At 37.0% G+C, this 25,889-nt stretch carries 18 protein-coding genes and 1 tRNA gene; 10 read left to right on the plus strand and 9 right to left on the minus strand.

Translation table 11 applies throughout. The features are described 5' to 3' along the window. Positions 1-571 precede the first annotated feature (571 nt). Entirely contained in the window at positions 572-1,486 is a 915-nt protein-coding gene (locus tag GVN22_RS00870) for a sugar phosphate isomerase/epimerase (RefSeq protein WP_166549178.1), read from the minus strand. Between the two features lie 384 nt (positions 1,487-1,870). Further along, on the minus strand, positions 1,871-3,424 hold the full coding sequence (locus tag GVN22_RS00875) for an OmpA family protein (protein ID WP_205690739.1): 1,554 nt from the start codon (positions 3,422-3,424) through the stop codon (positions 1,871-1,873). 325 nt (positions 3,425-3,749) lie between these two features. On the opposite strand from GVN22_RS00875, the gene GVN22_RS00880 reads away from it, so the two are divergent. Both GVN22_RS00880 and GVN22_RS00885 read left to right on the plus strand, forming a co-directional pair. Next, positions 3,750-3,926: a hypothetical protein gene (locus tag GVN22_RS00880; RefSeq protein WP_166549179.1), complete on the plus strand. Its 177-nt coding sequence runs from the start codon at positions 3,750-3,752 to the stop codon at positions 3,924-3,926. A gap of 572 nt (positions 3,927-4,498) precedes the next feature. Next, positions 4,499-5,737 (plus strand): hypothetical protein, encoded by a 1,239-nt coding sequence (locus GVN22_RS00885; RefSeq protein ID WP_166549180.1) that lies wholly within the window; start codon positions 4,499-4,501, stop codon positions 5,735-5,737. Positions 5,738-5,860: 123 nt separating this feature from the next. On the opposite strand, the gene ahcY is transcribed toward GVN22_RS00885, so the two are convergent. The 3 genes from ahcY to murF form a co-directional block, all read right to left on the minus strand. Further along, positions 5,861-7,177 (minus strand): adenosylhomocysteinase, encoded by a 1,317-nt coding sequence (ahcY, locus tag GVN22_RS00890; RefSeq protein WP_166549181.1) that lies wholly within the window; start codon positions 7,175-7,177, stop codon positions 5,861-5,863. A 364-nt stretch (positions 7,178-7,541) separates the two neighbouring features. Next, positions 7,542-8,528: a hypothetical protein gene (locus GVN22_RS00895; RefSeq protein ID WP_166549182.1), complete on the minus strand. Its 987-nt coding sequence runs from the start codon at positions 8,526-8,528 to the stop codon at positions 7,542-7,544. A 146-nt stretch (positions 8,529-8,674) separates the two neighbouring features. Then, entirely contained in the window at positions 8,675-9,985 is a 1,311-nt protein-coding gene (gene murF / locus GVN22_RS00900; protein ID WP_240915539.1) for a UDP-N-acetylmuramoyl-tripeptide--D-alanyl-D-alanine ligase, read from the minus strand. 286 nt (positions 9,986-10,271) lie between these two features. On the opposite strand from murF, the gene GVN22_RS00905 reads away from it, so the two are divergent. From GVN22_RS00905 to GVN22_RS00935, 7 genes are all read left to right on the plus strand, one after another. After that, entirely contained in the window at positions 10,272-12,497 is a 2,226-nt protein-coding gene (locus tag GVN22_RS00905) for a T9SS type A sorting domain-containing protein (RefSeq protein ID WP_166549183.1), read from the plus strand. 546 nt (positions 12,498-13,043) lie between these two features. Then, positions 13,044-13,898 carry an EboA domain-containing protein gene (locus GVN22_RS00910; protein WP_166549184.1) on the plus strand — a complete coding sequence of 285 codons (855 nt, stop codon included), beginning with the start codon at positions 13,044-13,046 and terminating at the stop codon, positions 13,896-13,898. A 250-nt stretch (positions 13,899-14,148) separates the two neighbouring features. After that, a complete protein-coding gene (locus tag GVN22_RS00915) occupies positions 14,149-15,168 on the plus strand; it encodes a TatD family hydrolase (RefSeq protein WP_095162375.1) in 1,020 nt (339 codons plus the stop codon). A gap of 313 nt (positions 15,169-15,481) precedes the next feature. Further along, the gene (gene eboC, locus GVN22_RS00920; protein ID WP_166549185.1) at positions 15,482-16,336 is read left to right on the plus strand and encodes a UbiA-like protein EboC; all 855 of its coding nucleotides are present in this window, start codon (positions 15,482-15,484) and stop codon (positions 16,334-16,336) included. A 254-nt stretch (positions 16,337-16,590) separates the two neighbouring features. Continuing rightward, complete coding sequence (locus tag GVN22_RS00925) at positions 16,591-17,745, plus strand: 3-dehydroquinate synthase (RefSeq protein ID WP_166549186.1); 1,155 nt, start codon at positions 16,591-16,593, stop codon at positions 17,743-17,745. 29 nt (positions 17,746-17,774) lie between these two features. After that, on the plus strand, positions 17,775-18,971 hold the full coding sequence (gene eboE, locus GVN22_RS00930) for a metabolite traffic protein EboE (protein WP_166549187.1): 1,197 nt from the start codon (positions 17,775-17,777) through the stop codon (positions 18,969-18,971). 33 nt (positions 18,972-19,004) lie between these two features. Beyond that, positions 19,005-20,372 carry an alkaline phosphatase family protein gene (locus GVN22_RS00935; protein WP_166549188.1) on the plus strand — a complete coding sequence of 456 codons (1,368 nt, stop codon included), beginning with the start codon at positions 19,005-19,007 and terminating at the stop codon, positions 20,370-20,372. Between the two features lie 59 nt (positions 20,373-20,431). Here GVN22_RS00935 and GVN22_RS00940 read toward each other — a convergent pair whose 3' ends face one another. Continuing rightward, positions 20,432-21,130 (minus strand): hypothetical protein, encoded by a 699-nt coding sequence (locus tag GVN22_RS00940; protein WP_166549189.1) that lies wholly within the window; start codon positions 21,128-21,130, stop codon positions 20,432-20,434. Between the two features lie 538 nt (positions 21,131-21,668). Between GVN22_RS00940 and GVN22_RS00945 the strand changes: the two genes are divergently transcribed. Beyond that, positions 21,669-22,049 carry a hypothetical protein gene (locus tag GVN22_RS00945; RefSeq protein ID WP_166549190.1) on the plus strand — a complete coding sequence of 127 codons (381 nt, stop codon included), beginning with the start codon at positions 21,669-21,671 and terminating at the stop codon, positions 22,047-22,049. Positions 22,050-22,109: 60 nt separating this feature from the next. Here the strand turns inward: GVN22_RS00945 and GVN22_RS00950 are convergent. The 3 genes from GVN22_RS00950 to GVN22_RS00960 all read right to left on the minus strand — a co-directional run bounded on the left by GVN22_RS00950 (position 22,110) and on the right by GVN22_RS00960 (position 25,728). Further along, a tRNA-Arg gene (locus tag GVN22_RS00950) sits at positions 22,110-22,184 on the minus strand. Positions 22,185-22,269: 85 nt separating this feature from the next. Next, positions 22,270-23,559 (minus strand): GTPase HflX, encoded by a 1,290-nt coding sequence (gene hflX / locus GVN22_RS00955; protein WP_166549191.1) that lies wholly within the window; start codon positions 23,557-23,559, stop codon positions 22,270-22,272. A 273-nt stretch (positions 23,560-23,832) separates the two neighbouring features. Then, on the minus strand, positions 23,833-25,728 hold the full coding sequence (locus GVN22_RS00960; RefSeq protein WP_166549192.1) for an AAA family ATPase: 1,896 nt from the start codon (positions 25,726-25,728) through the stop codon (positions 23,833-23,835). Positions 25,729-25,889 lie beyond the last annotated feature (161 nt).

The following is a 25,889-nucleotide window of genomic DNA, read 5'->3' on the forward strand; positions in this document are numbered from 1 at the left end:
TAGTTTTTCATGAGACCATAAGTACACTGTCTGAAAATAAGAAAGTCAATAATTACCGAAAATGTATTATAAAAGAATGTTCGAAAGGGCATTTTCGCTGTCAGAAGCCAGCTAATAGGTGTACTAGATAGGGTTATCCAATGCCTACACCAAATCTTAGAGGAAATTGTTAATTCATAATATGTTGGTTTTGAAAACCCTGCAAGATAGGTGTTTTTGTAGAAAAAGGCAAAATATGAGGTATTACTATATTGAGTGATTTTGTTGTGGTTGAGCGAATGAGTGGTTATTTTAAAAATCTGTATTCTAGTGGTAGAGACGCAATGCTTACGTCTTAAGTTGAGTCATCCCAAGTTTTGACATTTGGGTTATTTACCAACTGTTTATCAAAAAAGGCGTTCGAAATTAGTTTTTCAAACGCCTTTTTTGATATTATATTTCAGAATGATACCTCTTTAGAGCCAAAGAATTGTTTCCTTATAAGTAAAAATCATCTTAAAATAATCGCTCATTCAACAGTCTCAATTCACTCAATTGAATATTTAATATCACTCAGATACCTTCAAAAATTCTATATCTTTTGTTTCAATTTATCGTTCAAATAGGTTTTGCTGATAGTTGCTGATTCGAGAGGCGTGCGGTTAGGCTCGGGTACGCCATCTAGCTCAACTACAGCCCAACGATTAAATTTAATTTTTTCTAAAGCCTTAAATACCGCTGGCAAATCCACATTTCCTTGTCCTAGCTCTACAAATTTATAGGCTTTAGGGTCATTAGGTTTGTCAGCCAGAGGACTTTTTACATCTTTGATATGTAGTGCAAATAATCGGTCTTTATATTGCTCAACTGCCTTTGCTGGTACGCCTCCTCCTTGGTGATAATGCGCCACATCTAAGAGCATTTTTACAAATTTAGGATTCGTCTCTTGCATCAAAATATCTACTTCTTCTGGTGTTTCACCCCATTGGTGCATGTGATTGTGATAGGTAGTTTGAACACCCAAATCTGCCGTTTGTTCTCCAATTTGGTTCATTACTTTTGCCAAAGCTTTCAATTCATCTTTGGTTGGCGCTTGATTATTTTTTCGCAAACTATTGGTCAATTGAAGGGCATCGCCACCCAATGCTTTTACAAAACTCGCATGTGCCACGTGGTAATCCACATTGCTTGAAATACGAGCTGGATCGACTTCTACATTACCACTCGAAAACATGACTAATGTTAAATGATGCTGGCTCAATAAGTCTTTTAACTCCTGAACTTTAGTTTTGTAATTATCATAGGCGTTGGCACGAAGCTGAATTCCCTTAAAGCCCAAAGAGGCAATATCCTGCATGGCATTGAGGTCTTTCCCTCCCCAAGTAATGGCAGAATAGGCAATTTTGATAGATGATGGTTTGGCTGCAAAAAGTGATTGTGAGAGCATAGAGGCAGCCCCAATCATAGCTAAGTCAGCAATAAACTGACGACGGTTTGAAGTAGACATAAAGGTAATAAGTTTGTTTCTCGAAAAAGTAAACGAGTGGGTATTTATACTGATTTTCAGGGAAAAGCTTTTTCTCTATTTATATTTTAGACGATAAGATACCACCAATTGTGAGTGGTGAATTGTGAATGTAATTTTTTTATTATTGCTGATTGGGGATTGCTGATTTCGGAAATAAAGTAAAATCCCGCTATTTTTTACAAAAAAGTAGATTAAACTTCCTAAATCAAACATCTGATATCCGAAATGGATGGGTTTTACATTCCTTCGTACACTACTAGTGGCGAATTGTGAATGTATTTTTTTTATTATTGCTGATTTCGGAAATAATGTAAAATAGTACGTTACCAATCCAAAATCAAACATCCCATATCAGCAATCACGTCATTGTCTGATAAATTCTACACGGCGATTTTTCTTTTTATTTTCCTCTGTAGAATTCGGAACGACAGGATCAAGTGGCCCACGCCCCACAGCTTTTAGCCTATCAGCTTGAATACCTTTTGTTATCAAATATCCAATGACTGACTGACAACGGTCTTGTGATAGTTTTAAGTTGAGGTTAAAATCTCCCACATTGTCGGTATGACCCCGTATTTCGAGCTTGAGACTTGGATTATCTCTCAAAAGATTAACCAATGAGTCTAATTCTTGAAAGGATTCTTTTCGTAAAACAGGACTACTTTGGTCGAAATATAAATTACGCAAGGTGATAGCTTTACCTTTTTCGATTACACCAAATTCCTTTGATTGGATAACAATATTAGGTTCTGCTTTAGGTACTACTTTTTTCTTTTTTAAGATAAAATCTTTCGAAAACTGTTTACTCTTGATAAAATTTAAGGGCGCAAAACGCATAATGACAGGCTCATAGCCGTTGGCCACTACGTGAACACTATACTCTTTGAAAGGATGTAACTCGACCATTGGAAATAATCCTTGAAAAGCCAAAGGCAACAAGGTATTCGTTTCCAAATCAAATACTTTATACGAAGCCTGAATGTGTTCTGTAAGTTCTTGGTCTTCCCAAGATTTTAGGAGAAATGTATAGCTTTTGCGTTCGAGAGGCACAATCAATTTGGCAAGATTTAAAAGAGTATCTGTCACAACAAAGTGCTTAGAATACCTTACATATTCTTTCGCCGACAGCTCTACATCTATTTCATCGCCATCTACCAATAGCACTTTATAAGGCATGGTTTCGGTCAATTTTAAGTTTGTAGAAACTACCTCAAATACAGGAATCAAATCTTTGGTCAACTGGTCTTGCGCCACTAATGGAATCACGACACTCGCTTTTTTAACGGGCGTCAGCATATAGTTTAACACCCTGTCGAGGCTTGTCGAATCTAATTTGATAGTTTGAGGTTCATATCCTTTTGCCGAAATTTCGAGCTCATACTTGAGAGGCGTATCGAAGAGATTTAGATATACTAAGCCTTCGGTACTGATAGCTAGGTATTTTTGTAGCTCTTCAGTATCAGTATTTCTGACAATATAATTGACTTTCTTGACATTCTTCTTAGTCTCAGCATCAATGGCATTAACACGGATGACGCCAACAGCTTTTTCCATAAAAGCCTCAAATTCATAGTGTTTTCCGAATGGAGCCAATAAAATCTGGAAAGTTCTTTGCTGATTCTGATAACCCTCTGATTGGGCGATTATCGTTAGTCGTGTCTCTTTAGCAAAAGTAACTACGTGGGTGGAGGCGGTTTCTATGATACTTTTTTGACCATTTTCATACTGTACAATAAACTGTCCAAAAATATATTTTCGGGAATGTTTATCACGCATACGTAAAGTAAGCGTAGATGGCGTATAAGCTTGTCCCGTTTCTTGTTTGATAGAATCAGAAGCGAACTCTTTACTAAAAAGCGGATTTCCACAAGTAACTAGTAAAAATATTAAGTAAGCATTTTGTAAAATACCTTTCATATAAAGCACAAAGTAAAAAATCAGTAATTCACTCAACAAATAGGTAAGTGGCTGTGCAACAAATTATATAGATTGAGGTAATGGGTTCATGTAAAGCTCATAGAGCCAAAAACAATCGAAAGCTACTTAAGATTTAGTAGTAAAAAATCCCTAGACATTCTTTTTCAAAGATTATAGAACAACATCAAGTTTGAAATTTTAAAGGATAGGATAAGGAGGAATTTGTCCAAATTTAGTAGACTTCTTGAATAAATTCAAAATATTTGGAGACTTCTCTTTAAAAGCTCAATGTTACTATAACCAAAATAATTGAGATTTAGAAACAATGCTTCCATACTTTACGAAGATTGGTGGTATCTACTTGAAGATGGTAGTTTCGAAGGTATTTATCGAGCATAAAATAAAGAAGAATATTGATAAAACAAGGCTTGTGCAATACCTCAATCATGCTAACCACAATAGAATTGAGGTAGTTCAGCCTAAATTTGAAGTTATTGGGTAAAATAAATTTTTCCCCTTTGTAAGAGTAATTCATATCGGTACAATAACTTCTCTATCTTACACAACAAATACTTCTGCCCAAATACGTTCCATCCCCAAACAGAATTTAAAGAAAGCGTTTAGCAAAGGTTTTCAGCTAAAACAATTACAGATTTGTTGCTAAGCTATAATGTTACCAAACAAATAATTGTAACATTTTGTATTAACAACCTGTTACGTCGATTATAGGATAAATTTACGAACTCTGATAACACAAGATCTGGACATTTTGTGTATGCAAACTACGTTAAACAACTTAAGACAAATCTTAGTTATATCTTTAATTGTATTAATTTCAAATTTTAGAAAAAAATAAAAATGCCTAATTTAAATCCAAACAACCTTACTTTTCGTAAATCCTCCGAGTACCTGAAATGTTGTTCATTTCTTGCAGACTTTTATTGTCCTCTAGTATCCATGTAGTCTTTTGTAAAGCCGCCAATTAACATCAATACTATCTATTTTTGGAGTTGCTATGAGTCCAATGAATAGCCTATTCTAATCATTAATAAACACATTATTAAACAAACTGTTATGAATTACATCCTTACAAGCATTGGTTCAATGCTGTTATCTTTATGTGCCTTAACCGCTTCATTTGCCCAAAAAGACATTGCTAATCCCCTTCCATCCAGTATTGTCTATGTAGATGCCCTCGGCGACTTTCCCAATCCTCAAAATGGCGTAATTACGCTCAATTCTGCCAAAGTATATATTATTTCTGGCTCTGTAGACATTGGCTCGAATAGTATCAATCTAAATGGAGCAGGCTTACGAGGCTTAGACCCAGGCAAGGACCGAATCCTTTCTGCCGCTAAAGGAGCAGTACTCAGAAGTCAAGATGTAGATGTTTATTTAGAGAAAGTATGTGTTATTCCATTAAGTGCAGTTACAACTGCTTATGATTTTGAGGATAATACAGGAACAAAAGCCTTAAATCTATTAGCAGGAAATTCGGTAGTAGAAGCTCCAAGAGTAGCTAGTGGAGGAGTAGGGCGGTTTAGCGGGTTTAACTCAATGTTTATTACAACCAATTTTTGGAGATGCCGAGATGGCCTGAAGGTGACAGGAACAACAGGGAAATTTTGTAGTGCCTACAATTACATTACGGGAATATCCTCAGGAGTCGGTATAGAGTTTTTAGCAGATTTTGAAGCAAACGACATTGATATGTCGAACAACTACTTTGTTTTCTCGGGTAGTACAGCTGTTAAGTTTCATGAAAAAGCCAAGGTCGATCAAGCAAGGATGAATGGTAATTTGTTTAGAGGGCCAGCAGTACTTATTAGTGGTTTTGACTCTCATACACCTGGCTGGGAAATGAGACAAAACGGGGCAGGATTACCCGATACGAAGCCCTATGCATTTTTGTATATGAATGAAAATACTGCTGTAACGAAGCTAATTTCTCCTAATTTATTCACGAAAGTAGCAGGCGAAACAAAAACCATGAAAGCTGACGGCTTTATTGCAACTGCCAATAGGGTTACTTACACAGGAAAAAGAACATTAAATGCCCGTATTTATGTTAATGCTGGAGGAAAAACCCCAGAAGCAAACTCTGATTTATCAGTAGCGGTTTATAAGAATGGCTTACTTCAAATCGCACCTAATTCATCCATTGCTTTAGGAGCAAAAGGTGAGGGTTTTCAATTAACCTTAGAAACTGTTGCAGAAATCAACCAAGGAGATTATTTAGAAGTCTTTATCAAAAATAATATCAATTCAACTCCTATCCTTGTGAAGGACTTGCAATTGAGAATTAGTGAATAGGTTTTAAGGTTTATTGAGAGTTTATCCCTTTAGATAAGCTCTCAATAATTTTGAAAGTCATTAGCAAATAAAAAGGAGACTGTTTTTATAAACAGTCTCCTTTTTATTTGAGATAACTTAATCCTAGTAACGGTACAAGTCAGATTTGAATGGACCTTCTACTGTTACGCCGATATAAGCAGCTTGCTCTTCGTCTAATACTTCCAATTTAGCACCGATGTGAGCTAAGTGCAATTTCGCTACTTTCTCATCTAAGTGTTTTGGAAGGATATATACGTTTTTCTCATATTTGTCTGTGTTCAACCACAACTCTAATTGAGCCAAAGTTTGGTTACAGAATGAGTTAGACATTACAAAAGATGGGTGACCCATTGCACAACCTAAGTTCACCAAGCGACCTTCAGCCAATACAATGATTTCTTTTCCTTCTACAGTATACAAATCAACTTGTGGTTTGATTTGTTGTTTAGTAGCGCCGTAAGTTCCGTTCAACCAAGCCATATCGATTTCGTTATCGAAGTGACCGATGTTACAAACTACTGCTTTGTCTTTCATTGCTAAGAAATGACGACCTTTGATGATATTTACGTTACCTGTAGCTGTTACAAAAATGTTTGCACGAGTAGCAGCTTCGTCCATTGTAACTACTTCAAAACCGTCCATTGCCGCTTGAAGCGCACAAATTGGGTCGATTTCAGTAACCAATACACGACAACCAGCACCACGCAATGATTCAGCAGAACCTTTACCTACGTCACCATAACCAGCAACTACAGCTACTTTACCAGCCAACATCAAGTCAGTCGCACGACGGATTGAGTCAACTAATGATTCTTTACAACCGTATTTGTTATCAAATTTAGATTTTGTAACTGAGTCGTTAACGTTGATAGCTGGTAAATACAATGTACCATTTTTCAAACGCTCATACAAACGGTGAACACCAGTTGTAGTTTCTTCTGACAAACCTTTGATACCATCGATTAATTCTGGATAGTTATCAAATACCATGTTAGTCAAGTCACCACCGTCATCCAAAATCATGTTCAAAGGTTGACGATCTTCGCCGAAGAACAAAGTTTGTTCGATACACCAGTTGAACTCCTCTTCGTTCATACCTTTCCAAGCATAAACTGGGATACCCGCAGCAGCAATAGCAGCAGCAGCGTGATCTTGTGTAGAGAAGATGTTACAAGAAGACCAAGTTACATCAGCACCCAAAGCTACCAATGTCTCAATCAATACAGCAGTTTGGATAGTCATGTGCAAACATCCTGCGATACGAGCACCTGCCAATGGCTTAGATTCACCATACTCAGCACGAAGCGCCATCAAACCTGGCATTTCAGCTTCAGCCAAACGAATTTCTTTGCGACCCCAATCAGCTAGGGCGATGTCTTTTACTTTGTACGGAGTGTACGGTTGTGTTGTAGTTGACATTTATTTTTTACTTTTATTATTTCTACTATTTGAAAAATCAAGCATTTAAAAAACTCTATTTCAGATACTTAAATCCTTAAAGCTTTTTTTACATTTTTACTCAATTCTTTATAAAGTACAAAATTAGTAGGTTTTAAGAAGATTTAAAAAGCAAACCAATAAATCATTTAGTATTGTATCAAAAAATAGAAATTATAAAACGCAAAAGCATCTAATTTCAATAAATTATCTAAAATACAAACCAAATAAAGATAATTTATTTATTTCAACTAAATCTATTTCAAAAATAAAAAAGCACCGTACAAACCCATGAATATTATCCGATTTGTACGATGCTTTTTAAAAATATCTCTTAGACAAATACCTACTTAATCTCAAAACCGCCAATTCCAATTTTAAAACCTTCGGCAAACAACTCAACGGTGTATTTACCCGAACGATATGCGGTACCCCTATGATAGGCAACCTCTACAAATTGATTGATGTTATCGTAATAAATTTCGGCTTTGGTGGTGTAAGCATAATCTTTACCTTCAAAAATAAAGCTACCTGAGCCTGTTGCTGCATCAAAAAGAGTTGAACCGTCAGGATCGAGAATACGAATAAAAACCGTTTTTTTCTCATGTTCGGTCAATTCATTTTTTGCTAACATAAAAGAAATTTTGAGACGAGCTAATTTGTCATTTCTCATTCTTCTGTCATCAAATTCTCTGCCTTTTTGATTGATGCCTGTAATTTTCACAAACTCCGTTTTTAAGGCTGTCGCACGTGAGACTTTTTCGGCTAATGCCTTATTCCGAATATCTGCATCCTCTTTTTGGGCGCGTATTCGAGCGGCAGTATTGGCAAGTGCAGACTTTTCGGACCTTAAACTGGTATTCTCTTCGCTAAGATTTTCATTTTGTGAAGCCAATTCAGTATTCTCTGCCCGCAAGCGTTGTATTTCTTGCTCTTTGACAGTGAGCAAGGATTCGTAGTTCAGAATTTTAGCCTGATACGTTGCCTTTATACTGGCAATCTCTTCAGAAGTATTTTTGAGGAGTTGTGCCTTGTCTAGCTCCAACTTAGCTTTTGCTTTTTGTAGCTCCGAAATATCTCCACCTAATTCTTGGATTTCCGCAATTTTACTATCCAATTGGTGCATAATTGAGTCTAGCTTGATACGAGTCTCGGCCAACTGCACTACCTTTTCTTCAATGACCTCTTGTTGACTTTTTTTAATATCATTGCTTTGAATCACCATGTATAGCAACACCGCAGCTACCACCGATACAACAGCGATACCTGCACGTAGCATTCCATTGACACCTTGGTTAGGTCCTCTTAGTTCTTTAAACGAATCATTACTCATATTTTCAAACAAAGTTAGAGAAATTGCACTATAACACTTTAGGCTGTAAGCTATACGCCGTAAGCTAAAAGTTAAATGTTTTTTTCAGGAAAGAATCGAAACTTTCTTGCCTAGCGCCTATGGCTTACAGCCTAGAGCATATTAATTTACAGAAACTGTAATACACTTTCTAGACCCATTCCTCTTGAACCTTTTACAAGTACATGAGTATTTTCGACTTTATGGTCTTGCAACCATACGTGCAAACCAAACTTGTCAGGGAAATAATGGACTTTCATAATGGGTAACTGAGACACAGCGGATTCCATCAATTTTCCTGCCAAAAGAATAAAGTCAAAATTACAATTCTTCAATAGCTCTCCAATAGCGCGGTGCTCTGTTTCCGCCTCCTCTCCCAACTCAAACATATCGCCCAAAATCACCATCTTTTTATCCGCCTTCAAATTATTAAAATTGGTGATAGCCGCATTCATTGAAGAAGGATTTGCATTGTAGGCATCCATGAGCACAAGATTTGTACCTTTTTCAACAAACTGAGAACGGTTATTATTTGGTACATAATCTGCCACTGCCTGACAAGCCGTTTGGGTTTCTATGCCAAAATATTGTCCGATTCTAATAGCAGCGCACATATTATAGAAATTATACTTTCCTGTCAAGTGAGTCGTGTATGAATGACCATCCAAGTCTTCAAAAGTTACATTGGGAATTTCTTCGGTCAAAGTAACTACGATAGGGAAATCGGTACTTGGCTCAGCACTGTAAGTAATTACTTCTGCAAAGTTTTTGCCTTGCGTCATTTCGTAGGTTGGAACCGATGCTACATTGACAAAAACGGTACGATGATTTTCTGATAAAAAATCAAATAATTCACCTTTTCCTTTTCTAACGCCTTCAACACCACCAAAACCCTCTAAATGCGCTTTTCCGATATTGGTAATAAAACCATGCGTAGGCTCACAAATATCCACTAGCTCTTTTATATCTCCTTGCTTATTAGCACCCATTTCAATAATGGCGAGTTCTACAGAATCATCAATCGCTAAAACAGTCAGAGGTACGCCAATATGGTTATTGAGGTTACCAAGCGTTGCATAAGTTTTATATTTCTTAGATAAAACACAGTTTATCAATTCCTTAGTGGTAGTTTTCCCATTTGAACCTGTGAGTCCTACAAAAGGAATATTCAATTGTTTACGGTGGTAATTTGCCAGTTGTTGTAAAGCCAGTAGACCGTCCTCCACCAATAAATAGCGCTCATTCTGAACAACTGCTGGATCGTCAACTACCACGTAAGCAGCACCTTTTTCTAGTGCTTGAGTAGCAAACTGGTTGGCATCAAAGTTGGGTCCTTTCAATGCCACAAACAAAACACCTTGATCAATCTTACGGGTATCGGTAGATACGCCAGTACATTCTTTGTATTTTTGGTATAATTCGCTAACCGAAATCATCATTTTTGTCGTTTAGTTGTTATCAACAATTTGCCGAAGAAAGGGTTTGAAGTTTATAGAATCTCTAAAAGTAGTTGTGAGGACTACGCTATTTTTTATTTTATTTTGAAAAAACATGCAACCCTCTCTATATTCAATTGGGTCTTTGAGACAAGGTGGTCTTTTCTTTTTTTCGTTAAAAAAAATAATATACTGATTAATAATCAATTAAACCTCACAAACTAGTTATCTGTTAAATACTCATCGAATTTCGTATAATTCAACTACGAAATAAGCAAACAAATATCGAATGAAAAAATTACTTACGCTCTATATAGTTTGGTCTTCTATTCAAATTTATGCCCAAGAAATCTCTTTTAAGTATAACGACCAAGTAAAAATCCTTCAGAATGGACAAAACCTTGTCAATGCTTTTGCTGGTGGTTTGAATGCACCACAATTTTCAACTTGTCAGCTCAATAACGATGGTCCCGAGGACTTAGTGGTTTATGATCGAACTGCTCAAAAAGTATTTACTTTTTTGGCTACTAAGAATACCTCTGGACAATATTATTGGCAATATGCTCCGCAATACGAAACGTTATTTCCTACGCTTCAAAACTGGATGTTGTTGGTAGATTATGACAAAGATGGTCGCAAAGATTTGTTCACACATTCATCGGCAGGTTTGAAATTATATCGCAATACCACCACAGCCGATAAGGTTTCATGGCAATTGATTGCAAGTCCTTTATATAGTATTGGTTTTTCAGGAAAAATCAACCTCAACGTAACCGCCACAGATATTCCTGCAATTACAGATATTGATAATGATGGCGATATTGATGTATTGTTGTTTGATCCTTCTGGTGATTTTGTTGAATTTCATAGAAATAATGCCGTAGAAAAATATAATGATCCTACCCGTCTTGAATTTGTAAAAATTGGTTATTGCTGGGGTGATTTTATCAAGCAACTATGTCAGGACTTTCAGTTTGGCATAGATTGTGGCGATACTCCAGCAGGACAAAAAGCCACTGAACCCAGTGCTCAGAAAGTACTCCATTCGGGTAATGCCCTGCTCCTGCTCGACCTAAATGGCGACAATAAAAAAGATGTACTATTTGGTCATATCACCTGTAACAACATAGCGTCTCTCATCAATCAAGGTACGCAGCAACGTGCCTCTTTCACTTCGGCTAGTTATGTATATCCAACCAATACCACTGCCATCGATTTCCCTATATTTCCTGCGGTATATTTTGAGGATTTAGATTTTGATGGCATCAAAGACCTTGTGGCAGCACCCAACGGCTTTGATAGTGCCGAAAGAACTATTGATTTTCAACAATCCGTCTGGTTCTATAAAAACACTGGAAAAGATAACTTGCCCATCTGGAGTTATCAGGGGAAAAATTTTCTCCAAAATACGATGCTTGATTTGGGTGAAAACACCTCTCCTGTTTTGGTCGATATTGACGGTGATGGCGACAAAGATTTGGTTATCGGATACAGCGGAAATATCACATCAACTGGAGTAAAGGCAGGTTTGGTTTTACTAGAAAATAAAGGCGATAATACTTTCGAAGTAAAAGATACCGATTATTTAGGAATCGTAAAATCTATGCAATTATTGGATATTCGCCCATTTGTCGCTGACATCAATGGTGACGGTATCGATGATTTGGGCTTTAGCTCCAACTCATCTAAAGGCATGGAAATCAGATATATTCCAAACAAGGCTGCACGTAATCAAGCTTTTAATATTCAGTTGAGTAACGCGGTGTTATTGCCCACATTTACAGACTTTTTAGCTGGCGAATCTGTTACTTTTTTTGATTTTGATAAAGATGGTAAAATCGACATTTTGCACGGTACCTCACGTGGAAACATTCGCTTTATTCAAAATACAGGAAGTAATCAGTCGCCCAAATATGTGGTACAAAATGATAACCTAGGTAAGCTTCAGACGGATTACATTGCAGGAAATATATTTCTGACAACAGGCGATGTCAATCTTGATGGAAAAACAGATTTGTTAGTAGGTAATCGTACCGGCAATATGAGTATTTATAGAAGTTTTCAGGAACAGAATATCAATCAATTTGTAGCAGATACTAGTCTGATATTCAATAGTTTTAGCAATAAGTCTGAAAATTTATTGATTGGAGGAAACGCCACGATTGCTATTGGTGATTTAGACAACGATTTGCTCCCTGATGTAATCGTAGGCACTAATACAGGAGGATTGAGGGTACTAAAAAATCTTACCAAAGTAGTTATCACAGGCACTGAGCAAGACCAAATTAGTCAGGTTTATCCTAATCCTACCAATAGGTATGTCTATGTAAAAATGACCGAAAATGCACAGGCAACATTAATTGATTTGAGCGGTCGTATTATCCAAAATACCAGAATGTTACGTGCCAATACAGAGGAAGTATTTGACTTGCAGGGACTTCCTTCGGGCATGTATTTGCTCAAAATAGATACCAATAAAAAGTCCCAAACTGCCAAAATCATTTTAAGAAATTAGGACTAGCATTGAGCTTTCAGCTTTGGGCAGTCGGCAAAGAATATTTCTCATAAATCAATAGAAGTTTTTTTGCCTAATGCCTAAGGCTTTTAGCTGGACAAAATTGAAGGTTCTAGTTCAAGTCTTAAGAGTTCATCAAAAAAGCGGTCGGGAATTATTTTTCTGACCGCTTTTTTGATGAAATTAAGGAAATTACCCTACTTTCAAAGTCTGGGATGCTTCCTGTTTTTGCAAAAAAACTTATGACGAACACCCGAGGAAGTTTGTGCTAACCATTTTATCTGGCTAATGTATTTATTTTCTCATAAAGAGACAATAATTGAATTATTTCTATTTAATTTTGTTTTAAATCATTTACTCGTACGTTTAAATAAATGGAGTAAACATTGATTATTGTCATAAATGATGTTTTTCCCTAAAAAACAAGACACCAAGCTGAATAGATGTTTTTATCTTTACAAAAAGAAAGAAAAGGATTTTGGTCAACCGAAATTTATCCATTTTGAGTAATCCCAAAGTCCAAAGTCATAAAACTATCCCAAAACGATGACGTCTATCCAACATATACTATTGAGTGCTATTGAGGCCACAGCAAACGAAAAAGAATTAGAATGGGTAAAAACTAAGTCTAATTCTGATGTAAAAGCTATTCAAATAGCCTTTGTTTCAGCACCTAGGTTTATTCGCAAAGTAGCTATTCGTATCGACGAAAAAGTACTTCATGAGGCAGTGCCCGATTGGCAAATTGAAGAGTGGACGTTAGAACGATTAGTGCGTGTATATCTCCTCTTACATATCCCAAGCGATCAGAGTGAAGAATATGTCAAAAATATTGAAACACTTTTTGATACTGCCGAAATCAACGAGTTAGTAGCTTTATACTCAGCATTGCCAGTGCTATCCTATCCAGAAAAATGGCTTTTTAGAGCCACAGAGGCTGTTCGCTCAAATATGGGTGTAGTTTTTGATGCCATCGGGTTTGGTAATCCTTACCCTTTTCTACATTTTTCAGAACTAGCATGGAATCAATTGGTGTTAAAATGTATTTTCAATGATAAGCCTATTCATTTAATTGTAGGATTGGAAAAACGTGCCAACCGCAAACTTGCTGAAACTCTTTCAGACTTTGCCCATGAGCGCTGGGCTGCCGACCGCAAAGTACCTGCGCAGGTATGGCGTCTGGTGACCAATTTTATGAATGATACAATTTTGGCTGATTTAGATAAACTTTTTCAGTCAAATGACATCCAAAATCAAACAGCAGCAGCTTTGGTATGCTCCGAAACAACGTTTCCTGGCGCTGAGAGTTTGCTAGAAAATTACCCTCAATTAAGAGCTTCCGTGCAAAAAGGGCAATTGAGCTGGAAGCAATTGGAGGTTCATCAACTGTGTTATGTGTAGTGACTCAAAAGATAAGAAGGAAACGCCAATAACTCACTAACTCACTCATTTTCAATTTACCTGTAATACTGCATAAAGGATTTTATACGATTGCAGATTGAGGATCTTTGATTTCGGAAATAAGGTATAACACACTTTTTTACAACATATAACTTTAAAAAGTGGATTATATTTCCGAAATCCAACATCCGATATCCCAAATAGATGGTGCTTACAATCCTTTGTAGTCGACTAATTCACTCATTCGATTATGTGTAATAAACATTCAGAAATACAACAAAACCCTTCGCACTTTGAAGGCTCGGCAGAGGAGAAAGTAACTGCACAACACGTGCAGGCCAATTTCATGGATTATATTAAGGATATGAAGTTTTTTGACCCTCATATCCACATGACTTCACGTACGACCGACGACTACCAAGCCTTAGCCGACGCTGGTGTTGTAGCGATTATCGAACCTGCTTTTTGGTTGGGGCAACCTCGCACAGGTTTGGCAACATTCAAAGATTACTTTAGTAGCCTTGTGGGTTGGGAAAGATTCCGTTCGTCGCAGTTTGGTATCAAACATTACTGCACGATTGGGCTTAATTCTCGTGAAGCCAACAACGAACCCTTGGCAGAACAAGTCATGGAGATTTTGCCACTATATCTTTACAAAGAAGGCGTGGTTGGTGTTGGAGAAATTGGTTTTGATGACCAAACTCCCGCAGAAGAAAAGTATTATCGTTGGCAATTAGATTTAGCCAAAGAAGCTAATTTACCCGTACAAGTTCACACGCCACACCGCGATAAACGCAAAGGTACCGAACGTAGTATGGCTATTGCGCTCGAACATGGTATTGCACCCAATATGGTAATCATTGACCACAATAATGAGGAAACCGTAAAAAGTGTGCTCGATCAAGGTTTTTATGCAGCATTTACGATTTATCCATTTACCAAAATGGGTAACGAAAGAATGGTAGAAATTGTAAAACAGTATGGCTCAGAAAGAATCATGATTAATTCTGCTGCCGATTGGGGTATTAGCGACCCACTTGCCGTTGCCAAAACTGCTGCTTTGATGAAAATGAAAGGAATTTCGGATCATGACATCAAAATGGTCACTTATCAAAACGCCATCGACGCTTTTGCTCAAAGTGGTCAAATCAATGTGGAGGATTTTGAGAACAATACGGTTATTGACCAAAGTAAAACTTTCAATGGAAATACCATTTTGAGAGGAGGACAGCAACCTCGTATCGATAAAAATGCGATAGTGATTAGATAGGTAGGAGTGATGAATTGTATTTTAGGCATAAGGCAACAGGCACAAGGCAAAGAGTGTTAAATTGTTTTTTAGTAACGCTAGATAGGTTTTTGCCGAATGCCCATAGCTGAAAGCCGAAAGCTCAAAAATTGAATTTTATTTTGCTTACTTACTAAGGTGCTGAGCATTATGCTAAATTTGAAAAGTATTTCTCATGAAATAACCAAAGCTTTTTGCCTGTAGCCTACGGCTTACAGCCTAAAGCGCATAAACCAATTCTCTATTTTTAACTTCTTTAATAGACAAATTGAAACTTAAATATTATTTACAACTCATGCGACCGGCGAATATGATAACGGCGGTCGCAGACATTTTGGCAGGTATGAGTATTGTACACTTTGTGTTTGACACAAACTATTTTCATGTACAATCTGTTCTATACTTGTCTATATCCACTTTGGGTTTGTATGGCGGTGGCGTGGTATTCAACGACGTATTCGATGCCGAACTTGATGCCATTGAACGTCCCGAACGAGCGATTCCAAGCAAAAAAGTGACTCTTACTGAAGCTAGCATTTTAGGCAGTATTTTGTTACTAATCGGTGTGATTAGTGCCTATTTACAAAGCCCTTTAAGTGCAGTTTTTGCTATTATAACCGCTATTGCAGCTTTAGTTTATGACAAATGGGGAAAACATCATTCATTTTTAGGTCCCATCAACATGGGCCTATGCAGAGGTTTTAACCTGTTACTTGGTATGAGTGTAATGCCAGAACAATGGCAAGATTTCCAATATTTAGCTATTATTCCTGTTATTTATATTGCCGCTATTACAATGGTAAGTCGTGGCGAGGTGCACGGAGGAAGTAAAAATATCCTATACTTTGCCGCACTTTTATACCTGCTGGTAAGTTCGGCTCAGTTGTATGTATCTTTTACAAGAGGAACACTTTGGTTAACAGCCATTTTGGTAGCAAGCCATCTTTACTTGATAGGAAAACCCTTATTCAAAGCTATTCAACATCCTATAGGTCCCAATATCGGAAAAGCCGTAAAAGCAGGCGTGTTATCATTAATCATAATGGATGCCGCTTGGGTGAGTTTATCAGGAAATATTGTTCAGACCTTAATCGTTGTATTGCTTTTACCACTATCAATGCGTTTGGCAAAAATGTTTGCCGTAACGTGAGTATGAATTGTGAATGGTGAGTTGGTATTAACGTTTTTTTTCGGATATCGGATTTTAGATTTCGGAAGTATAAGCTTCTATTTTTTGTGATAAATGAAGGTATTTTACTTTATTTCCGAAATCTGAAATCCCACATCTGAAATTGTTTGAAATTCATCATTCACGGTTCATTACTAAAAATCACCACATGTTAATTGTATGACTTAGTGCTCGAAAGTATTCTTAGGCACTAAATGACTTAAAATCTTAATTCAATGTCAGTTATTCAGCAATCTTTTCAGGTACAATTTTCTTATAATATCCAATTTACTAAAAACTTATTTGCGCCTGAAAACTCATTATTGATAGATTTTCTCCGTAATTACGGCAGTCCAACCTTCAAAAAGAAAATACTTTTTCTCATCGACGAAGGCGTTGCTGAGGCACATCCTTACTTGCAAGATGCCATTCGAAATTATTTTGCAACACAAGATGCCATCGAACTAGCTTCAGATATTTTGGTATTGCCAGGAGGGGAAATTGTCAAAAATCAACCAAGTTATTTCGATCAAGCACTTGAAGCAATTGATACTTATGGCATAGACCGCCATTCGTTTGTGGCTGCTATAGGTGGTGGTGCATTTTTGGACATGACAGGCTACGCTTCGGCAGTGGCACACCGTGGGGTCAAGCATATCCGTATCCCAACTACGGTTTTATCTCAAAATGATTCGGGAGTTGGCGTAAAAAACGGGATTAATTATATCGGAAAAAAGAACTTCTTAGGCACATTTGCTCCACCAGTAGCGGTCTTCAATGATAGTAATTTCTTGACTACCCTCAACGACCGTGATTGGCGTTCGGGCATTGCAGAAGCCGTTAAAGTAGCCTTAATCAAGGACTTGAAGTTTTTCACATGGCTCGAAGAGCATGCGTTTGCTTTGGCAAATCGTGATGAAGACGCCATGTATCAGCATATTTTCCGTTGTGCCGAATTGCACGTCCAACATATCTCTAGTGGCGACCCATTTGAAAGTGGTTCGGCAAGACCTTTGGATTTTGGGCATTGGGCTGCGCATAAATTAGAATATCTTACCAATTTTAGTATTCGTCACGGCGAAGCTGTTGCAATTGGTATTGCCTTAGATTCTGTTTATTCGCATCTTAAAGGTGATTTAACCGAAAATGATTTACAAAGAATCATTACGCTTTTACAAAATTTAGGCTTTGAGCTATATCACCCTGCCTTAGCAGAAAATGATAAAATCAATCTTTGGAAAGGCTTAAATGAATTTAGAGAACATCTTGGTGGTCAATTAACCATTACTTTGTTAAAAGCATTAGGCAAAGGTGAAGAAGTTCACGAGATAGATTTTGAATTAGTAAAACAAGCCGTAGATTATTTGGCATCGAAGGTTTGTGTATTTTAAGGCTTTTACGAAATTAACAATAAACTAGCATGAAAACTCTCAATGGTCATTTGACTTATTGTAGCAATATCCATACAGGCGAAGATTGGCAACATCATTTTTCGGTACTTCAAAATAGTATTCCAGTAATCAAACAACAAGTGAGTCCCAACAGTCCGATGGGAATTGGCTTGCGTTTGGCAAATCAGGCGAGTATTGATTTAAGTCAAAAAGAAAACCTTGAAGCTTTCAAAAATTGGCTTTCCGAGCAAAATTGTTATGTATTCACGATGAATGGATTTCCTTATGGAGATTTTCATGAAGCTGTAGTAAAAGACCAAGTTCATGCACCTGACTGGACTACCACCAATCGTCGTGATTATACCATCCGAATGTTTGAAATTTTAGCAGATATTTTGCCAAACGATATACAAGAAGGTGGGATTTCGACCTCTCCTCTCTCCTATCGTTATTGGTGGGAAACGCCAGAAAAACTAGCTAAAGCCATTGCTATTTCTACGACTCATATCTTACAGGTTGTGGAGAAATTAGCTGAAATTCAGCAAGCAACAGGCAAAGTATTGCACTTGGATATAGAACCTGAACCAGATGGTATTCTTGAAAACTCGGCTGAGTTCATCGACTGGTATCAACATATATTGTTGCCATCAGCAAAAGAGCACTTTAAAGATAAAAACCTAACAGACAAGCAAATAGAAGAACTCATTCATACACATGTTCAGCTATGTTATGATATTTGTCATTTTGCGGTAAACTACGAAAAGCCTGAAGAAGCTTTGGCAAAACTAGAGCAATTAGGTATTAAAATTGGCAAATTTCAGGTTAGTTCAGCGATTCGAGTAGTATTTGATGAGCAAAAAGCGGAAAAACTCGCAGCTTTGGCACAATACAACGAACCAACCTATTTGCACCAAGTTGTTGCTTTAAAGGAGGATGGAAGTTTTGAAAAGTTCACAGACCTTGGCGATGCCTTAACCGCTGCTCAAACCGTATCGTATCAAGAATGGCGAGTACATTTCCACGTCCCTTTGTTTATCGAACATTATGGACTTTTGTCGTCTACCAGAAACGATATTGTTGAAACATTGGCTTTGCACAAACAAAAACCAGCCACTAATCATCTCGAAATCGAAACATACACTTGGGGAGTATTGCCCGCAGAAGTGCAAGCGCCTTTAAATGATTCTATCGTTCGAGAAATAGCATGGGTAAAAACCTTAGTCTAGCCCTAAACTTATTGCTCCCAATTTTGTAGAAACATGAAAAAAACTGTCGTAATTGATATAGTTGGACTAAGTACCAGCGTAATTGGTGAACATACGCCATTTTTAAAAAAGTATTTTGAAGAACATCATTTTACTCATATCAAACCTGTACTTCCTGCCGTAACTACCACGGCTCAAAGCACGTATGTAACTGGAAAATTCCCTGATAATCATGGCATTGTAGGGAACGGCTGGTATGATAGAACTGACTCAGAAGTGAAGTTTTGGAAACAATCTAATAAGCTAGTACTATCAGAAAAAATCTGGGATGCTGCCAAAAAATTAGATCCTAACTTTACTTGCTCAAAGATGTTTTGGTGGTACAATATGTATTCAACAGCTGATTATTCCGTAACACCTCGACCTCAATATCATGCCGATGGAGTAAAGGCACCCGACTGCTATTCCCACCCTTCGAGTTTGAGAGATGAACTACAAGCAGCACTTGGGACTTTTCCACTTTTTAACTTTTGGGGGCCCAATGCCAATCTAAAATCTTCGAAGTGGATAGCAGATGCCTCTGTTTGGGTAGACAAAAAACATGACCCTACTTTGACGTTAATCTACCTTCCACATTTGGATTATTGTTTACAAAAATATGGCGTCGATTTTTCGAAAATTCATAAAGAACTAGGTGAAGTAGACAAATTGGTTGAAGATTTAGTGACGCATTATCGCCAAAAGGATTGTAACATTATTTTGCTTTCTGAATATGGTATCAATACCGTCAACAATCCAATTCATGTCAATCGTATTTTACGCGAAAACAACCTAATCAATGTTCGTGTAGAAAAAGGATTAGAGCTATTGGATGCAGGCGCTTCGCAAGCATTTGCAACCGCTGACCACCAAATAGCACATGTATATGTTAACGACAAAACTCAGCTAGAAAAGGTAAGAACAATCTTAAATAATATTGCTGGTGTAGCTTTAGTATTGGACGAAAATACCAAAAAAGATTATCATCTTGACCATGAACGTTCAGGCGATTTTGTCTTAATGGCTGATGCAGATAGCTGGTTTACCTATTACTATTGGTTTGACGATGCTGTGGCGCCAGACTATGCTCGTTTGGTAGATATTCACCGCAAACCAGGCTATGACCCAGTAGAGATGTTCATGAATCCTAAAAACCCTTTGATTAAGTTACGCGCTGCTTACAAACTTGCCCGTAAACTTCTAGGATTCAGATATTTAATGGATGTTATCCCATTGGATGCCACACTGGTAAAAGGCTCGCACGGTGGTATTAACATTGGTAAAGAATATTATCCTATACTAGTTACAGACAAAGCACTCGACAAAAAGGAAATCGATGCTACAGAGGTTTACCAAGTCATTTGGGAGCATTTGGTCAACTAGTAAAATTTACTGAGCGATTGAAGAAGATACGACAATCGCTCAGTGAAAATCATCTAAAACTATTGATTTGTTAGTTCAATAAATTCTACATTTACCCCTGTGTAGTACAGAGTCGTAGTCGCCTCGAAGCCTGAATCTGTACCAATGATAAGCCATAATTGTCCATTTGCATCAGTTTTGCCAGTAAAAGTACCTGTGCGCTTCACCAAAGTGTATTGATTTTTATCGGTCCCATTAGCTACATTTCCCATTACTTTCATGTCTTTACCATCGGCAGCCTGAGAAATTTTTCCTACATTTTTGATTCTGTAATAGCCATTATCAACCTCTTTTTTCGGCTCGATTGCACTAAATCCTGCTCCGAAATACACGCTCTCTCCTGGAGAACCACCCACTCCCATCATGCCGTTGGGTACAGTACTTGCAAACTCAACTTCAAATTTTGCACTATAGGTTTGATTGGGTTTCAGACCAGTTACTTTCTTTTTCAAGAACATAAATAAATCATCACTGTGATTATTTCCTGAAATTCGTAAAGCTTTTTTCGCGGTGTCTAAAGGTGCAGGTAGTTTAGCATGGCTATAACTTAATTCATAAAATACAGAATCCGTTTTGGGATAATCTGCAAAATCGCCGATCCAACCTTGATTACTTGTGGTAAATTTATCAGATAAAACAAAGCGTGTAGGGAAGCTATCATTGTCTGAACAAGACATCAAAGTAGCCGCAGCGATGATACTAAAAAGGTATTTTTTCATAATGTTGTGTTGATTTGTTTTGCTTTAAAGAGTGCGCAAAATCAACGGAAGGTTGGAACGAGGTTGGAGTTTTTCTGAAAAAAATGTTTAATAAATTGACTACCAGAATATTAAATTTTCATTTTCCTCTAAACTTTAAAATAGCAGAGTTAGGAATAACATTTGACTCAAGTAAAAAATTGAGTATAATTCCTTTTTTTTATTTTTTTGTGTAACTTTATCATATCAATATTTATATTGGTTTATCAAAACACAGCAAAAAAATATTTTTCTCCTCTGTAAGCTACAATTTTCAAGTTTTATCAAAAAATATTTACATAAAAATCAACAAATTTACAATTCTACCCTTTTTCAATTTAAGTTTTTCAACTCAATTTATTTTAGTTTTACATTTTTTTCAATAATGTATTATTCTCTCTAATTCAATAATCTCCTACTATTATGTACTATTATGACACCTAAATTCGACAATTTACATCGCTTTGAACATCTAAGCCCGACCCTCAAAGCAGCTCTCGAGCAAAGAGCAATAACACAAATGAAAAAGTATCATGTGTTATTTAAAATCATGAAAGTCACAAGCCATGAGATAATTATTCAGACAAGTCAGCTTCAAAAAGATGACAATGAACCCAATATTAAAGAAGTGTTGGTGAAAGTAACGGAGGAAGTATTTAGTCCATTTTTATATGGTAGAAGATTACGTATTGGCGTCAAACTTTTTATTCCAACAAATACTGACGTAGTAGATGCTCAGTGGATTTTGGATAAAATGGCACAGCAGAAGCTAAAATTTGAAGATTTAGAAAGGATTTTGGGGATAGAAAAATATACGCTTTCGGTTTATACCTCTGGGAAATATAAGCTCAATCGTGCCGAAAAAGGAATATTCTTTTACTTTTTACCTACCGTAATCTAGTGGCACAAATCAAAGCAAGCATGAAGAAAAGGGATAGACAAGAAGAAGTATTAGAAAATGTGGTGGCTCCGGCGGGAATCGAACCCGCATCAAACGTTTAGGAAACGCCTATTCTATCCATTGAACTACAGTGCCAAGTGGTCTACCATAGGAGACCACACAAAGCAAAATTACTTAAAAAAGTAAGTAATTAAAAGTTTCTCAAATCGAAACAAAAACTTTATTCTGCCCAGCTTTCGCTATTTTCAGTGTATGATTCACCAGTAGTGAGCCAGTTAGGGAAAATCTGGATATGTTTATTTTTCACCAAATTAAGCACAGTATCTCTTAATTCGTCTAGATTTTCCTTCTGCTCTGCTGAGATAAATACCGCCATAGGTTGAGGAGTGTGCAAATATGATTTTTTCAAAAACTCTGTAACTTTCTGAATTCTTGAAGCTTGATCTTTTGGCTCTTCTTCCCAAGGATTCTCACCATGAACAACTTCCCAATCGTCCTGCTCTTTTTCAGTTGTTTCGGGTTCTACCTCAAACTTATCGATTTTGTTGAATATCAAAATCGTTGGTTTATCCGCTGCACCAATTTCAGTCAAAGTATCATTTACAATACCAATTTGCTCTTCGTAATTAGGGTGTGAAATATCCACAACGTGCAGCAAAATATCTGCTTCACGAACCTCATCAAGTGTCGATTTAAATGATTCAATCAACATGGTTGGCAATTTTCGGATAAATCCTACGGTATCTGACAACAAAAATGGGATAGAATCAATCGTAACTTTTCGAACGGTAGAGTCTACTGTTGCAAACAATTTATTTTCGGCAAATACATCTGCTTTTGCTAAACGGCGCATCAAAGTTGATTTACCAACGTTGGTATAGCCAACCAAAGATACACGCACCATTCTATCACGATTTTTACGCTGAGTTAGTGCTTGTTTATCGATTTGACGTAATTTTTCCTTCAAAAATGAGATACGGTCGTTGGCCGTACGACGGTCAGTTTCCAACTCTTTTTCACCTGGACCACGCATACCCACACCCCCACGTTGCTTAGACAAGTGAGTCCACATACGTGTCAAACGAGGAAGAATATATTGCTGTTGCGCCAATTCTACTTGCGTACGTGCTTGTACAGTTTGCGCACGCATCGCAAAAATATTGAGGATCAGCAAACTACGGTCTAATACTTTTACCTCTTTTTGAAAATGCGCAAATTCGGCTTCGATGTTACGAATCTGAATAGGAGAAAGCTCATCATCGAAGATGATCATATCCACATCATTGTCGATTACATACATCAAAATATCTTGCATTCGTCCCTTTCCTACATACGTGCGGTTGTCGGGGCGTTCGAGTTTTTGAGTAAAAGTGTACAGCGTTTCGATACCCGAAGTATCTGCCAAAAATGCTAGCTCATCGAGATATTCTTTGGTCTGAGCAGCATTTTGTTTCTGTGTTTGAACGGCAACCAAAACTGCCGTTTCTTTTTCTTTATAAGTACTATGCATAAAGCTTATTTATCGAATTCACTTACCGAGAGGATAAGATTTATATCGCTGAATCAATGTGTTTCAAAGCTATATCCGCTCTAAGTGTGTGTGCAAATAAATGGCATAAGGCTTACGGAATCCAATTATGCCAGACAAAATTATTTTATATTTACTAGAGATTTATATCGGGTTAAATCATTCATTTGATAACATAAAGCCGAATGACAAAGATACAGCTTTCTTGCTAGAGTTAGCATGTCAAACTTTAAAGCATCGGCATACTAAGTTCTGTTATGAATGTTGATTTAATGTATCCTGATATGGCGCAATAATTAGGTGGTTCTCATTATGGATACTCAGTGTATGACCATATTTTTGTGCAATTTCTACGACTTCTTGGGGCTGTAAACTACCCTTTTGAAATAATACTTTCGACAAGGCAACCAAATAATCTTTGTTTTGTACCAAAAGCTCCTGCGTTTCTTGCTCTAAATTTTTCATCATTTTCTCAATCGACCAGTCAGTTACTGTCATATCCATGCTGTATTCTGCTGAACTCATGTAATAAGAAGCAAAATTACGGTCGAAGCCAAACTTGCGAATATATTCCATCACTAAACCTGCGGCATCTTCTCGGTCAAAACTTTGTGCAATTGTGACGTTTTCTTCGCCAAAAATTAATGATTCAGCTAATCCTCCTGCTAAATAAATTTTGATTTTCTTTAAAACATTTTGCTCTGACATGTGTATCTGATGAGGGAATGAAAATCCTCCCGCATACGATGACGCCACCCTTGACTTAAGCTGTAATGGGGCAACTCCTAACAGTAAAGAATATGCCACTGCATGACCAGATTCGTGCACAGAGATATTAGCAATCATATCTGGCAAATTGTTTTGACGAATCAAATCTACTTTTCCTATGTAAGGAATACGCTTTTCGGAGGTTTCGCCCCAAGTAGCAATGAGTTCTTTTTCAACAAAATTATAATCCAAAGTAATTTCCTCTGCACTTTCCACTAATGCTTCAAAAATAACACTGGATAAGTTGGCTTCAACAACATCTACAATACTCGAAAAAACAGGTCTAACACCTTGAACAGGGAATACTCCGTTTTGATAAACCAGTTGTTTAACGGCATCCGTTATTGTCGTCTTCAAAGCAAAATGCTCAATGTTACGTTTCTCAATCTTACGAATTTCTAAATCAATGAGCGCATTAAAATCTTGCTTTTTGAGTGACCGATAAATCAGGTGAATATTTCCAAAACGTGCGACTTGTTCTGGTTTAAACTTTCTAGAAAGCGCCTTTTTAATATCAATAATCGTGATTTTTTCAGTAAAAGCTCTAAAAATATCAGCATCTACATCTGTTTCACCTGCTTCATCAGCCATTGAATATGCCTCATCGAGGTTACCACTGATAATAATTAAAGTTTTAGCATGATTAATCGGTTCAAAAACGGTCTTTTTATCTCGTTTTTGTTGCATAATTTTCAACATATCATCCTCTTTCATCTCTGCAATTTCATGTACAGACTCGTTAAGGACAAAAGTTTTCTTCAAATTATACGCTTCCCATAACCCTACCAAATCATCATCTTCATCAGATATATCATCGTCCACAGGTTTATTTTTACGCTTCTGACGCTGTGTAGAAGAATGCATATAGCGCTGCATATATTCATCTATCGACTCTTTGTTGTCTTTTTTGGAAAGTCGTCCATCGGATAACAACTCCCAAAAATCCTGAGAACGGGTATTTGTAACCACTTTTCCTTCGGGGTCGATGGTATAAAAGCGTTGTATTTCATCGAATAATACAATAGCTGGCTTGCCATCATTGATACAGTTGCTCTCAAAAATAGAAGCTACCGAAGTGTACCAATAATTTTCGCCATGTGATAACTCAACTTCTACAAATCTATCTTGATATTCTAGTTTTGAAACCAATCGACGTATCAAATCGGTTTTTCCTACGCCTGTCATACCCCAAAGGTTTACAACAATAGGACGAACCAATACATCTGGCATCAAATACCAGATTTGGATATAATTGATTAATTCGTCGATAATATAGTCAATGCCGATAAATTCGGATTTCAGCTCTTGTTTGATAACCTCTAGGCGACGTTTTTTGATATTTATTTCCTCTAGGTTTATTTCAACCTTCTGTTCTGTGCTCATAAGTTTAATTGTTATTTACGTGGCGGGAAACTAAGTCTTTGGGCATCGTATTCATTTCATGCTACGGAATGAACGAATTGGGCAATGACATCCAGAATAGCTTCTGAATACATAACAATTGCTAAAACAAAAAAATTGAAATTTACAATGACTAAGTTCCC

This window comes from Cellulophaga sp. BC115SP (genome assembly GCF_009905545.1).
Classification (GTDB): Bacteria; Bacteroidota; Bacteroidia; order Cytophagales; family Spirosomataceae; genus Flectobacillus; species Flectobacillus rivi.